12 protein-coding genes, 1 tRNA gene and 1 riboswitch are annotated in these 13,680 nt (G+C 67.0%); of the genes, 3 read left to right on the top strand and 10 right to left on the bottom strand.

All coding sequences use genetic code 11. The annotated features are described in order from the left end of the window. On the bottom strand, positions 1-983 hold a 983-nt coding region (locus IRG63_RS13325; RefSeq protein ID WP_193510413.1), incomplete at its 3' end, for a DUF222 domain-containing protein. Positions 984-1,198: 215 nt separating this feature from the next. Here IRG63_RS13325 and IRG63_RS13320 point away from each other — a divergent pair. Further along, entirely contained in the window at positions 1,199-1,639 is a 441-nt protein-coding gene (locus tag IRG63_RS13320) for a nitroreductase family deazaflavin-dependent oxidoreductase (RefSeq protein WP_193510412.1), read from the top strand. Between the two features lie 18 nt (positions 1,640-1,657). On the opposite strand, the gene IRG63_RS13315 is transcribed toward IRG63_RS13320, so the two are convergent. The 3 genes from IRG63_RS13315 to IRG63_RS13305 form a co-directional block, all read right to left on the bottom strand. Further along, a complete protein-coding gene (locus IRG63_RS13315) occupies positions 1,658-2,884 on the bottom strand; it encodes an RNA polymerase sigma factor (RefSeq protein WP_193510411.1) in 1,227 nt (408 codons plus the stop codon). A 5-nt stretch (positions 2,885-2,889) separates the two neighbouring features. Further along, on the bottom strand, positions 2,890-3,324 hold the full coding sequence (locus IRG63_RS13310; protein ID WP_193510410.1) for a YciI family protein: 435 nt from the start codon (positions 3,322-3,324) through the stop codon (positions 2,890-2,892). 101 nt (positions 3,325-3,425) lie between these two features. After that, entirely contained in the window at positions 3,426-6,326 is a 2,901-nt protein-coding gene (locus IRG63_RS13305; RefSeq protein ID WP_193510409.1) for an aminotransferase, read from the bottom strand. A gap of 231 nt (positions 6,327-6,557) precedes the next feature. On the opposite strand from IRG63_RS13305, the gene IRG63_RS13300 reads away from it, so the two are divergent. Then, on the top strand, positions 6,558-7,541 hold the full coding sequence (locus tag IRG63_RS13300) for a hypothetical protein (protein ID WP_193510408.1): 984 nt from the start codon (positions 6,558-6,560) through the stop codon (positions 7,539-7,541). 162 nt (positions 7,542-7,703) lie between these two features. Here the strand turns inward: IRG63_RS13300 and IRG63_RS13295 are convergent, their stop codons facing one another. From IRG63_RS13295 to gltX, 5 genes are all read right to left on the bottom strand, one after another. Beyond that, entirely contained in the window at positions 7,704-8,480 is a 777-nt protein-coding gene (locus IRG63_RS13295) for an isocitrate lyase/phosphoenolpyruvate mutase family protein (protein WP_193510407.1), read from the bottom strand. A 63-nt stretch (positions 8,481-8,543) separates the two neighbouring features. Next, the gene (locus IRG63_RS13290; RefSeq protein WP_193510406.1) at positions 8,544-9,458 is read right to left on the bottom strand and encodes a YhjD/YihY/BrkB family envelope integrity protein; all 915 of its coding nucleotides are present in this window, start codon (positions 9,456-9,458) and stop codon (positions 8,544-8,546) included. A gap of 210 nt (positions 9,459-9,668) precedes the next feature. Then, positions 9,669-9,740 (bottom strand) — tRNA-Gln (locus IRG63_RS13285). Between the two features lie 54 nt (positions 9,741-9,794). Next, a complete protein-coding gene (locus IRG63_RS13280; RefSeq protein WP_193510405.1) occupies positions 9,795-10,700 on the bottom strand; it encodes an NAD(P)/FAD-dependent oxidoreductase in 906 nt (301 codons plus the stop codon). Then, positions 10,697-12,178 (bottom strand): glutamate--tRNA ligase, encoded by a 1,482-nt coding sequence (gene gltX, locus IRG63_RS13275; RefSeq protein ID WP_193510404.1) that lies wholly within the window; start codon positions 12,176-12,178, stop codon positions 10,697-10,699. The genes IRG63_RS13280 and gltX overlap by 4 nt, the downstream gene beginning before the upstream one ends. 90 nt (positions 12,179-12,268) lie before the next feature. Beyond that, a riboswitch (guanidine-III (ykkC-III) riboswitch) is annotated at positions 12,269-12,332 on the top strand. Between the two features lie 8 nt (positions 12,333-12,340). On the opposite strand from gltX, the gene IRG63_RS13270 reads away from it, so the two are divergent. Continuing rightward, complete coding sequence (locus IRG63_RS13270; RefSeq protein WP_193510403.1) at positions 12,341-12,673, top strand: multidrug efflux SMR transporter; 333 nt, start codon at positions 12,341-12,343, stop codon at positions 12,671-12,673. Between the two features lie 209 nt (positions 12,674-12,882). Here IRG63_RS13270 and IRG63_RS13265 read toward each other — a convergent pair whose 3' ends face one another. Then, a complete protein-coding gene (locus tag IRG63_RS13265) occupies positions 12,883-13,575 on the bottom strand; it encodes a hypothetical protein (RefSeq protein WP_168626530.1) in 693 nt (230 codons plus the stop codon). Positions 13,576-13,680: the final 105 nt, after the last annotated feature.

Here is a 13,680-nt window from a genome sequence, read left to right as displayed (position 1 = left end):
GCCACCAGCACCCGCACCGCGGGCCGGTTCACCCCGACCACACCCTGCGGGTCGGTGTCGAGGGCCAGTTGGATCAGCTCCAGCATCCCGTCCGAGGCCAGCTGCTCGGTGGTGCGGGTGTCGGCCATAATCTGCTCCGCCCGGGCCTGCTCCGGACCGGTGGTGAAGCGGGGTCCGCCGCGTCGTGGTGAGGTGAGTTTGTCGTAGACGTCGTCGACCAGGGCGGCGCCCTCGGGGTCGAGATCCCAGGTGTACCGGGTCATCCCGTCGTCCCGCTTCCACCGCCGGAACGACCGCAAGGCACGGCGCTGCCGCTCCCGCTCCACGATCCCGGCCGCATCCAGGTCGTCCCGGGCGGTCCGGGCCAGGCGCAGCAGCTGCTCGGCATCGAGCGCGCCACCGGGCGTGGTGCCGGCCGCACGCTCAGTTGCGGCGGCAACAAGCTTGGTTGCCGCGGCGGTCAAGTCTTCGGTCGTGACGCCGGGTCCGGGCCGGCCCAGCCCGGTGCGGATCGCCTCGGCACCGGCCACCGAGACGGTGCCGGCCGCGACGGCCCTCCCCACCGCGGCCAGCCAGGGTTCGGTCATCATGCTGGCAAGGCCGACCGGGTCGTCGATCCCGTTGGCTTCGGCGTTCTGCAGCAGGTCGGCGTCATTCATCATGGTGCCGACCCGCACCAGCGTGGTCGCCTCCCGCGCCGTCGACCCGGTCACCCCGCGAATCAAAGCCTCCGGGGTGCGGAACCCCTCCTTCCGGGCCAACCCACCGAACCCCGCCTCAACCGATGAGCGGCGCACCACCTCACCGGCCAGCACCGACGCGCAAGCATCAAGACTGCGCTTCGCCTCCGCCAACGACCGCTGCGCCGCCAGAAGCCGCTTGTCACCCAGCCCCCGAGCACCGGGCGCGTCGACGCCGATCCGGGCCGCCGCGGCCAGCAGCACCTCGAGCGAGGTGCTGAACGTAGCTGCGGAACTGGTCATGCATCAATTGTCCCAGCCTCGAACACAGCTACACAAGCTGATTTGAGAATCTGTTAGAAACTACTTTCAAGCCCACCTGTGGAGGAAGAGAGAAGTGGAGGCCGGCGGTCGAGCGTGCGGGTGATCGAGCTTGTCGAGATCCCGGTCTCGACAAGCTCGACCACCGGAGGCTCGACCACCGGGAACTCGACCACCGGAAGTGGGACAATCGCCCCATGCCACTTCAGGGGGAATACGAACCGAGCACGTCCAAGTGGGCGCGGGATCAGGCCGAACTCTACGAGTCGTCCGGCGGCACCAAGGGCACGATGCTCAACGGGCGCCCGGTCATCATCCTCACCTCGATCGGAGCGACATCCGGCAAGCTGCGCAAGACGGCGCTCATGCGCGTCGAGCATGAGGGCGACTACGCGGTGATCGGGTCTCGCGGTGGCTCTCCCAAGCATCCGGCGTGGGTATTCAACCTGCGCGCCAACCCGCACGTCGAACTGCAGGACGGCCCCACCAAGCGCGACTACTCGGTGCGTGAAGCATCCGGTGCCGAGCGCGACGAGTGGTGGGCGCGCGCGGTCGAGGCGTACCCGCCCTACGCCAACTACCAGAAGAAGACCGAGCGGCTCATCCCGGTGTTCGTGCTCGAACCGCTCGAGGACTGACGCCGACGGCGCGCAGCCTCACAGCGCCTCCGCCTTCGCGCGCAACACCGCACTCTCACGCTCATTGGTGGCGAGATTCGCGGCGGTGACAAGTTCCGAGCGAGCCTCCTCGGTTCTGCCGAGCCGTGCGAGCAGCTCCCCGCGCACGCTTGGCAGAAGGTGCGAGCCGCGCAAGGCTCCCTCCGACTCCAGTCGGTCAACGATGGCCAGACCGCTCGCCGGCCCGACCGCCATGGACACCGCGACCGCGCGGTTGAGCTCGACCACAGGGCTCGGGGCGAACTGGCCGAGCGCCTCGTAGAGCACCACAATGCGGTCCCAGTCGGTCTCGTCGATGCTCGGTGCGATCGCGTGGCATTCGGCGATGCCCGCCTGCAGGCTGTAGCTGCCGCGACCGCGACCCAAGGCATCCGCCCGCCCGAGCGCTGCCCTACCGCGCTGAATCTGCGCGTGATCCCACCGCGATCGGTCCTGATCCGCGAGCAGGATCGGCGCGCCGGTGCGGTCCAGTCGGGCAGCGAACCGCGAGGACTGAAACTCCATCAGTGCGACGAGGCCGTGCACTTCGGGCTCCCGCGGCAGCAGCCCCGCCAGCACTCGACCGAGCCGCAACGCCTCGTGCGCAAGCTCGGAGCGAATCCACCTATCACCGGATGTTGCGGCATAACCTTCCGTGAAGATCAGGTAGATCACTCCGAGCACGGCACTGAGACGCGCGAGCCATTCCGCCGGTTCGGGCGTCTCAAAGGGCACTCGCGCGGCCGATAGCGTCTTCTTCGCCCGTACGATCCGCTGTTGCACCGTGGCAACAGGAACCAGCAGCATCCGCGCGATCTCTTCCGTCGTGAGACCAGCGAGCACCCGCAGTGTCAGCGCGACCTGCGCTTCCCGCGACAGCACCGGGTGGCAGGCGGTGAACACGAGGCGAAGCAGGTCGTCGTCGATCGGCTGCCACTCGTCTTCGCCCGCCTCCTCGAGGTCGTGGGAAATAGCTCGGTACCGCTCGTCGAGCCGCTCGCGGCGCCGCCAGCCGTCGATGGCCCTGCGCTTTGCGACGGCCGTGAGCCAGGCGCCCGGATTCTGCGGGACGCCCGACTCCGGCCATTGCTTCAAGGCGTCGACCAGGGCCTCCTGTGCGAGATCCTCGGCGAGACCGACGTCGCCGGTCATCTTGGCGAGAGTGGCGACGATGCGCGCGCCCTCGATGCGCCAGACGGCATCGACCGTTCGCCGGATGTCGGGCATCCGGATCAGCGATCCTGCGACTTCGCGGCTTCCTGCTCGCGCCAGCCGACCTCTTTCTGGATGTACTCGTTGTCCGCGTAGTCCGCGAAGTCGCTCTCGTCGTTCACGCGACGCACCTCGAGCTTGCTGCCCGGTCCAAGCGGTGCGCGGCTGGCCCACTCGGCCGCCTCTTCCTTGCTGGAGACCTCGATGATCCAGAAGCCGTTGAACAGCTCGTGAGTCTCTCCGTACGGGCCGTCGGTGACGATCGGCTTCTCGGCGGAGAAGTCGACGATGAAGCCCTCCTTGGCGTCGGACAGCCCCTCACCTGCGAGCAGCACGCCCGCCTTGATCATCGACTCGTTGTATGCGCCCATGGCGTTGATGACCTCTTCGAAGTCCATTTCCTCGAAGGCCGCCTTGGCCTCGTCGGTGGCGCGCATGATCAGCATGTACTTCATGGTGTTCTCCTTCATTTCGGAGCCGCCGGATGCGTCCCTCTACTATTGCGTCGAACGGGCGAGCAGGAAATCGACCCATCGGAAACTTTTTTCTCAGGCCGTCAGTTCGACCCCAGCGCGACGTCTAAGGCGTCCACGAAGAAGTCCGCGCTGTCGAGCGAAAGGCAGAGCGGCGGCTTCACCTTGAGCACGTTCTGTCTCTCGGAGGTCGGCTGCATGATCACGCCGAGCTGGAGCAGCCGCTCGCACAGTGCAGCGGTCTCCAGAGTGGCCGGCTCGAGCGTCTCGCGGTCCCGCACCAGTTCGATGCCCAAGTAGAGCCCCATGCCATGCACCGCGCCGATGATCGGATGCCGTTCAGCCAGTTCAGCAAGGCGCGCCACCAGGTGGTCGCCGACCTGCGCGGCGTTCTCCTGCAGCTTTTCGTCCCGGATGACGTCAAGCACGGCGAGCCCCGCGACCGAGCTCACCGGGCTTCCGCCTGCCGACGAGAAGAAGTTGCCCTCGCGCGAGAGCGATTCCGCGATCTCCCTCCGCGTGATGACCGCCCCGAGCGGGTAGCCGTTGCCCATGGCTTTGGCGACCGAGATGATGTCCGGGACGACGCCCTGCTGCTGCACGCCCCAGAAGTGATGGCCGAGCCTGCCGTAGCCCACCTGGACCTCGTCCGCAATGCACAGCCCGCCGCGCTCCCGCACTAGGTCGTAGGCGCCGGCCAGGTATCCGTCGGGCGGGACCACTCCCCCTGCGTTCCCGAGTACCGGCTCGCTGATGAAGGCGGCCGGATGCCGGTCATCCGCTACCATCCTCTCCAACCCTCCGGCAAGGTCGGCCAGATATTGCGGTGCGCTGTCCGCGCCGCGGTAGCGCCCGCGGTACGGGTTGGGCACGTCGGCGATCTCCACCCAGTCGGGGCGGTTCGACAGCGCGGACGGGTTGTCGTAGGCGGAGGTCGTGATCGCATCGGCGCCCATGGACCATCCGTGGTACCCCTCCCGCAATGCAACGACGTGCCGACGGCCGGTGTGCACCTGAGCGAGACGCAGCGCGAGGTCGACGGCCTCGGTGCCGCTGTTGACCAGCAGCACGGTGTCGAGCGATGGATCCGGCGCCAGCTCGACCAGCCGCTCGCTGAGGTCGGCGAGCGCGCGGTAGAGGAAGCGGGAGTTGGTGTTGAGCATCGCCAGCTGGCGCGCGACGGCCTTCACCTGGCGGGGGTGGGCGTGCCCGATGCTCGCGACGTTGTTGACCATGTCGAGGTAGACCCGGCCGTCGCCGCCGACCAGGAACTCTTTCCACCCTCGCTCGATCTGCGGCGGCTTGAGGTAGTAACGCTCCTGCGCGCTGGCAAAGATGCGTGACCGCCGAAGCTGCTCGCCTTCTGGGTCGAACTTGGGATTCACCGGAGCGAGGCCGATCAGAGCTGCCGGATCCTGCGGCGCCAGCTCCTTCGCTTCCGATGGGGTCACGAAGAGTGGGAACGTGGCATCCGGATTCGCCAGCTGCTGCACCGCGACCCGGCCATAGCCGTCCCGGACCGGCGCGACACGACCGAGCTTGTCACCGGCCGCGACAGTGCTTCCCGCGGAGACCGACGGCTTGAGCCCGTCGATTAAGACCGCGACACCCTCGCCGGACAGTATGACGGTGGTGCCATCGACGGACGCCACTTCGGCGTCGATCGGTGAGCGGAGAGTCTCGCCTTTGGCCAGGAACAGTTCCCAGCCGGTGGCGAACACTGCGGTCTCGTCGCGGCTATTAGGCACCGCCTTGGTGAGGCGATACTCGCCGAATGGCGCGACTGCCACCGGCGAGGTGCCGAGCGCCTTGATCGCCAGCTCCCACTCGGCATCCGGATGCTGCCAGAGCCCCCCGTCGAGGCCCGGGCTGGTCACCGAGAAGTCCAGCATTGTGACGTCGCCACGGGAGATCGCGTCGAGAAGCGCGGCTCGCTTCGGCCGGCCGAGCGCGGCGCGGATCGCCGACTCGGCCTCGTCGTAGGAGATGCCCTCTGCCGCCTCGAACGCCTGCCACTCGTGCTCGGTGCGGTCTGCGGCGTAATTGTTGTCGCCCTCGACCGCCAATTGGTACTGCCCGCTGACCACAAGGACGGCACCGCGAAGCACCACGAGCGGCCAAAGCGCGGTGAGCTCCTCGTCGGTGAGCGGAACCTGCTCGTCGAAAGCCTCGATCGCCACAACCGCGGCCAGCGGATCATCCGGGACGTGATGCAGGATCGACGCGACGGTCACCGCGAGCTCTGCCACGAGCCATCCGTGAGCGAGGTCGCCGAAGTCGACGACGCTGTCCGGAAGGTGCGGCTCGGTCGAAGCGAGAACGTTGTCGTCGGTGACGTCGCCGTGGATGGGCTGAACGCGCAGGGCGTTCTGTACGCGGGACAGGCGAGCGGATGCCTCGACTGCGGCACCTAGAACCCGACCACGCATGGTGTCATCGGCGACCGAGGGCGCAAGCTGCTCGACGACCCGTTGGGCGTTGCGGAGATCCCACTGGAGTGTGCGCTCCAGCCCGGGCGCTTCGAAGTGGGTCAGCGCTTGCGCGACCTCGCCTGAGATGCGGCCGAGCGCGGCGATAGTCTCCGGTTCGAAGGCGCCGAGGTCGACCAGCGATTTGCCGTCGAGGAAGCTCATCATGCGCACCGAATGTGTCTTGTCGCCGGATGCCCAGGTCTGGACGGTGCTTCCGTCGAGGCCCGGAATCGGGACCGGCACGCGCAGCCCCCGCCCAGCGAGGATCGCCATTGCGGTGTTCTGCGCCTCGAGCTCATGGGCGGCGAATGCGTGGTTGTCGACCTTGAGCAGATAGCTCATCGCCGACAGCCCGGTTGTGGCGTCGATGCGGAAGTTGCGGTCCTGGTTGCTGCCGATTTCGCTGGCGGCCCCGACGATGCCGTACAGCTGCTCGGCAAGCTCGGCCGCCTCGGCCTCTGTGACGTCGGGGCGAATCGGTTCCTGGCCGTCGAAGAAATCGGAAACGCTCAACGTGGCTCCCTGTCGTGCCGATCGGAGAACGGATGCGCGGCATCCGCCGCATCCTCATACGGTAGCGACCGAATCGGCGTTTCAGGGGTCAGAAATTGCGAGGAATCGGCAACGGCCACCGAGCGGCGAAGGTTCGGTGAAGTGTTCGTGAACCAGCCCGCGCGGGGCCAGGCGGCGGGAGACGATGGCCGCGGACAACGTCCTCACTATCGCCGACTACCAAGGAGTAACGTGAACCGTTCAACCGCACGCCGTTTGGGGGCGACCGCCGTCGCGCTCGCCTGCCTCGCCCCTGTCGCCCTGGTCGCCAGTCCCGCAGCGGCTGCAACGCCCGAGACGGGCACGCTGACCCTCACTGTCTTTGAGGACCGCTACCCCGACGCCCGCTTCGACTCCAGCCTCACCACGGCATCCGGGGAGTCGGACCGCATCCGGGAGGGCGGCTACGTCTACCTGCAGGACTCCGCTGGCAACTGGTTCGGCACCGGCAGCGAGAACAACGGCGAATACATCTTCGATGGCATCGCGCTTGGCGAGGCGAAGGTCTACGCGGCCGACCCGAACGTGTACGAGAGCGTTGCATACTTCGTTTCGGACGGGGATGAGGCAACCGCCATGCGTCACGGGAAGGTCTCCTTCACGGGCGGCACGTTCCTGTTCCCGGGCAGCGACCGACGCATCGCGTGGTCGGGCCCGGAGATGCTCGCCGGCGAAGGCACGGTCACGGTGGGAGCAGAGTCGGAGGCGCTCATCGGGCTGACCGGCGTTGGCGCATCCGTGCGGGTGCTGTCGGCTGAGGATGGAGCCCCCGTCGCAGGCAAGGCGGAGATCATCTTCCTCGCGAACAGCGAGCGCATCGAGTCGAACCTCGTTGCGGACGGTGTCACCTACTACCCCGGCACTCGGCGTCTCATCCCGAGCAACCTCGGCATCCAGGTCGAGCCGGTTGCCGGGCTCGCGGTTGCCGAGGTCACCGCCCGGTCCTCCATCAGCGGGCAGCCGCTGAACGTCACCATGCGCGACGGCGCCTACTTCGTGGACGCGACCGGGCTTGCGCGCTACTTCGACCGGGCGGAGTTCTCGGTGCAGCTGATCAACGCTGAGTCGGGGATGGCAGAGTGCAAGAACGGTGGCTGGACCACAATGCAACAGCCGGTTTTCAAGAATCAGGGACAGTGCGTAAGCTTCTTCGCCACCACCAAGGGCGGCAAATAGCTCTCCGAACACTCACGTAATCGGGGTCGTCGCGATGCGCGGCGGCCCCGATTGCTGTGTCGAGCACGCACGCGACAGCGCTGGTTCCGAGGGGTCGAATGCCGCCCTTCCTGGTGCCTCGGAGGGCCCGTTTGCGACCCCTAAGCTTCGTCCGCGGAGGGATCAGCCCTCGGCGAAGTCGTTGAGGCGCGATTGCATCTCCCAGTACGAGGTCGCTGCGGGAGCGTGCTTGCCGTCGCGCAACGCGCTGACAACGTCGACGGCGGCGTCGACAGCCGCGCGGTAGGGCAGCGATCCGGAACTCACGCGTCTGACCCCCAACTCCCCCAGCTGCGCGACGGTGAGTGACGTGTGCGCCAGCACGTTGACCGGCAGCCCGATCCCAGCGGCGATGTTCCGGATGTCCTCCGGGTCAGTCACTCCTGGGACGAAAATCCCGTCGGCTCCGGCGTCGCTATAAGCGCTGGCGCGGAGCAGGACTGCTTCGACGGTGGCTAGCTCGTTAAACCAGAAGTTGTCGACACGTGCGTTGACGAAAATCTCGGGCGTGCGTCGCTTGATGGAGGCGACCTTGGCTGCCAAGGTCGCTGGGTCAACCAGGTGCCCGTCCCTGCTGTCCTCGATATTGATGCCGGCCACGCCCAGGGCGGCCAGCTCGGCCACGAACTCTGCGACCTCGGTGCGGTCGTCCGAGTAGCCGTCCTCGATGTCAGCGGTGACGTGAACAGACAAGCGGCACAACCGCGCCGCGAGCGCCACGGTGGCCGACTTGGTGGCGCCGCGGCCATCCGGCAAACCGATGCTTGCGGCGACGCCGAAGCTGGTGGTGCCGACGGCGAGAAAGCCTGCGGCTGCGAATGCCAAGCCGGACCCGACGTCCCACGCGTTCGGCAGCAGGAGCGGGGCATCCGTGTAGTGGAGTTCGCGAAAGGTGACCACGTTGATTTCCTGTCCCGCGCCAGGCGAAAGGTGGACTTTCCTTCAGAGTAACGCGTGCACCAATCAGCCGTCCGCACCGGTGGGCTGGTGCCGTCGCGGCCCCACGCGGTCCATGACGCCGTAATCCACGGTGAGCACCCGCCCGATGGTGACGCCGATGACGACCACGGACATGAGTACGAAGAGCCAGCCGACGTAGGCGATGGTGATGCCGAGCACGCCGAACTGCGCCGCAGACGATGCCAGGGCGACCGGAAGGTAAATCCGACCAAATCCGCCCACTATCGCAAGCCCAATGCCGCAGAGGACTGCGCCAGGTAGTAGTGACCTGAAGCTGACAGTCCGGTTCAGGACGATCCACCCGGCGAGCAGCCACACCGCGGTCCAGAGTACGAACTCGGCGACGCCCCTGAACGCGACGTAGGTTCCGTCTCCGCGCAGGACGGAACGGGTGAGCTGCACCAGGACCAGTCCGACGAGGACGGTCGCGAGAACCGCGAACAACCGCCACGCTGCGCGGAAGCCGAGCTTGCGCTTCGACCAAACACGTGCGTAGAACCGCTCGAGTGCCCGTGAGAAGGCCGTAGCGGAAACGATGAGGAGGAGAGTTCCGAACCATCCCAGCGCATTGAAGACGTCGGAGGATGCGGGAACAACTCTCTCGAGCGCGGTGGCCGCGGAGTCGTTCAGTCCTAAGTAGTTAGACAGTCCCCGGCCGATCGGTTCCGCATCACCGCGGCGTAAAGCTGCCACGACGATGACGAGCGGGAGTATGGAGGTGAATGCTTGCGCCGCGAGGGTCATCGCCCGATCGAAAACTTCGATCTCGACAAGCGAGCTTGAGGTGCGCATCACGAAACGACCGAGTGCGGTCGTGCGCAATCGTGTCTCCAGCCAGGACCTGGCCGAGCGTACCGTCCGCCCAGTCTGCTCGCCGCCGTGGGTCGCACCCGGACTGCCGGGCTGTTCCGCTGTCATTGCGAGGCCTCCTTCCGCTTGCGCAGGGGCCAATGGGAGTGCTCGGGAGGAAGGCGCGCTACCGCGTCACTGGTCGCGTGCTAAGAGATGCCGCCTCACGACCGAGACGCAGTGAGTTTGACGCGTGTTCCCGGGAAAACACTGGCTGGGGAATCGTGGCGCTACCTGCCACCAAAGCAAAAATCCCCGAGAAATTCGGGGATCTACTTGCTGGGGTACCTGGACTCGAACCAAGAACAACTGAACCAGAATCAGCCGTGTTGCCAATTACACCATACCCCAAGGGCACCGACCGGAACCGGGCCGACGACTACTCTACCGCACCCACGGGGGCGGTCACGAACCGAAGCGCGTGAGCATCTCGTCGCGGTTGATGCCGCCCGCGACCATCGCGCCCTGCCCGGCCGCGACGATCAGCTGCTTCGGGCCCGGAGGCGTCAGGTCGCCCGCCGCGTACAGCCACGGCAACGACGTGCGGCCGTACTCGTCAACGACGAGGAAGCCATCCTTGTCCCGCTCAACGTCGAGAGCACCGATGAAGTCCAGATTGGTGAGATAGCCCGGGCGGATGAAGCCAGCGCGCCGCTCGATGACTTCGCCATTCGCGAGGCGCACCCCGGTCAGTCCGTCCCGGTCGCCCACGACATCCTCGATGGCGCGCCTCTCCACCCGGATGCCGCGCTCGGCCAGGCGGGCCTCGTCATCTGGGCTGATCGCATCCGTTCCGTTGGTGAACACGATCAGGTCGTCGCTCCAGCGCGACACCAGCAGCGAGCGCTCGGCCAGGTCGGCGGACTCGCCGATCAGCGCCAGGGGCTGGTCGCGCTTCTCGTAACCGTCGCAGACGAGACAGCTGTGCAGACTGGTGCCGTAATAAGCCCGGATGCTCGGCAGCGCGGGCAGGATCTCCTTCAGCCCGGAGGCGAGCACCACGATCCGTGCGGTCACCGTTTCGCCGCTCGAGGTCACCGCGAAGCCGCCGTCCACCTGCTCGATGCGCTCGACTAGGCCGCGCTTGTGCTGCACGTCCGGGTACTGCTCGAGCTCGATCAGGCCGATCTTGCGCAGCTTCAGCGGGGACACTCCGTCGCGGCTGAGGAAGCCGTGGCTCGCGAGCGTCGCCGCGTTGCGCGGGCGGTTGCTGTCAAAGATCAGCACCCGGTGCCGGGAACGAGCCAGATTCAGGGCAGCGCTCAGACCCGCCGGGCCGGCGCCGACGATGATGACATCGGTATCGGTCACAGTCGCTCCGCCAGGCGGTTGATGCGGTTCAGCGAGGAGTCCTTGCCGAGCAGTTCCATCGACTCGAACAGCGGCGGGCTGACCCGGCGGCCGGAGATCGCGGTGCGCACCGGCCCGAAGGCGAGCCGGGGCTTCAGCCCGAGCTCATCGACTAGAGCGGTGCGGAGTGCCTGCTCGATCGCATCCGTCGACCAGTCGTCGAGAGGCGCCAGTGCGGCCGATGCCGCCCGCAGCGCCGCGACCGGGTCCTCGCCGAGGCCCTTCAGCGCGTCCGCGTCGTACTGGATCGCGTCGTCGTCGGTGAACAGGAAGCCGAGCATGCCGCGCGCCTCGCCGAGCAGCTGGATGCGCTCCTGGATCAGCGGCGCCGCCTTCGCCAGCAGCACACGGTCGGCGCCGCTGTCGACGATGTCGGTCAGGTGCGGAAGGAGCCGTTCCGCGAAGTCGTCAGCCTGCAGCATCCGGATGTGGTCGGCGTTGATCGCCTCCGCCTTCTTCAGGTCGAAGCGGGCCGGGTTGGGGTTCACATCGGTGACATCGAACGCGCCGACGAACTCCTCGGTGGTGAACACGTCGCGGTCGGCCGACAGCCCCCAGCCGAGCAGCGCGAGGTAGTTGCCGAGCCCCTCCGGGATGAAGCCCATGTCGCGCAGGTGGAACACGCTCGACTCGGGGTCGCGCTTGGAGAGCTTCTTGTTGCCCTCCCCCATGACGTACGGCAGGTGGCCGAACTGCGGGATCGCATCCGCCACGCCGATCTCGATGAGCGCGGTGTACAGGGCGATCTGGCGTGGGGTGGAACTGAGCAGGTCCTCGCCGCGGAGCACGTGGGTGACACCCATCAGCGCGTCGTCGACCGGGTTCACGAACGTGTACAGCGGGATGCCGTTCGGGCGCACCACGACGAAGTCGGTGAAGCTGCCGGCCGGGAAGGTGATCTCGCCGCGCACCAGGTCGGTGAAGCTCAGGTCCCTGTCGGGCACCCGCAGCCGCAGCGCGGGCTGGCGGCCATCGGCCTTGAACGCGTCCCGCTCGGCGTCGGTGAGGTCGCGTTCGAAGTTGTCGTAGCCCTGCTTCGGGTCGCGGCCGTGCGCGACGTTGCGGGCGTCCATCTCCTCCGGGGTGACGAACGATTCGTACAGGTGACCGGATGCCTTGAGCGCTTCGATCACGCCCTGGTAGATGTCCTGGCGCTGAGACTGCCGGTATGGGCCGTGCGGTCCGCCGGCGTCGATGCCCTCGTCCCAGTCGATCTTCAGCCAGCGCAGCGCGTCGAGGAGCTGCATGTAACTCTCCTCGCTGTCGCGGGCGGCATCCGTGTCCTCGATCCGGAAGATCAGCTTGCCGCCTGTGTGGCGCGCGTACGCCCAGTTGAAGAGCGCCGTACGGATGAGCCCGACGTGCGGGGTACCGGTCGGTGAGGGGCAGAACCGGACGCGGACGTCGGAGCCGGATGCGGTAGTGAAGTTGGCAGCCATCGCGCTCAATCCTAGTTCCGCTTACGATGCGCATCCGGTGGTCGCGCGGTGGTGCCCAGCGGTCGCTGAGCCGGTCTTGCTAGCGTGGACGGCGAGCGCCGACAGCGCTCCCGGACGAGGGATCAGTACCCGGCACGCGACAAGACTGGCCGTGGAGTAGTCATGTCGTGGGTAATCCTGATTCTGTCCGGTGTGCTCGAGGCCGTCTGGGCGACGGCGTTGGGCAAGTCGGAGTGGTTCACCAAGCTCTGGCCGACCGTCACGTTCTTCGTCGCGCTGATCTTGAGCATGGCCGGTCTCGCGTGGGCGATGCGGGACATCCCGACCGGGACCGCGTATGCCGTCTGGGTGGGCATCGGGGCGGTACTGACCGTCGCATACGCGATGCTGACCGGAACCGAGCCGGTGTCGCTGGTGAAAGTGCTGCTGATGCTTGGTCTCATCGGCTGTGTAGTCGGGCTGCAGCTCGTCGGCAGCGCCGCGCCCGAGGCGTAGGCGCCTCCCCTCCCGCTCCCGCCGCTTCCGCAACGTTGCGGCGGTTTGTTATCGATGCGGGTGCTCTAGCGGGCGCATCGATAACAAACGGCAGCACCGTCGAGGGTCTCGGGCGTTCTCGCCGGCGTTTTTTGACCGCGCTCCGCTTTAAAGGGGCGCGCGGTCAACAAACTGGCGCTCGGTTGGGGTTCGGGCGATGCCGGATGGGGTCAGCGCGCGGCCGGCACCGACTCCACCTCCGCCGCCCGACCATCGGCAACCGTCATCCACTGCTCGATCGGGCTCTTCCAGACGACAGTCGCGATCGCGGTGAGCGCGATGAGGTAGAGCGCGCCGGACGCATAGTACGCCCACGGCACGAAGTTGCCCACCGCGAACTCGAGCGGGAGGAACACGAACAGGGCAATCGGAATCCACACCGGCCCCACCTTGGCGCGCAGCAGCCCGATGCCGAGGAACAGGATCGCGAGGATCGTCCCGATCATGCCCATGAGCAGCGGGATGCCATCGACCCATCCGATCTCGCGGTCGAGAATGGCGTTGTGGATGTCACGGTTCGCGGTGTCGGCGGCCATCGCCAGGGTGACAAAGGAGCCACCGGCAAAGATCGTGTGGCCGAAGCCGCCGATGATGCCGAAGGTCGCGGCGAGGTTGGACATCACGGGCGAGCGCGAACTGACGAGCTGCGCACCGCCGAGCAGGCCGACGATGAAGAACAGTTGCGCGTAGGCGAAGGCGAGGGCAGAGATGGTCGCCGTCGCCGGCGTAGCGGCGATGGCACCGAGCAGTCCATCCGCGTGCTCTGCCGCTGGCCAGAGCAGCACCCAGACGACGACTAACGCGCCGGTCAGCACCAAACTGAGCGCGGTCAGGAAGCGACGGTATTTCGCGGTTGTGGTCATGATTCCTCCAAAGATTTGACCTGCTCGCAAGACGCTAGGGAGGCATCCGATGACCGGCATCCGTCGTCGGATTCAACTTCGATCGCCAGCGGGCGACACCTCGGT

It is taken from the genome of Cryobacterium sp. BB736 (assembly GCF_014980265.1).
In the GTDB taxonomy this organism is placed as follows: Bacteria; Actinomycetota; Actinomycetes; order Actinomycetales; family Microbacteriaceae; genus Terrimesophilobacter.
This window is presented reverse-complemented; position numbering and strand designations above follow the sequence as displayed.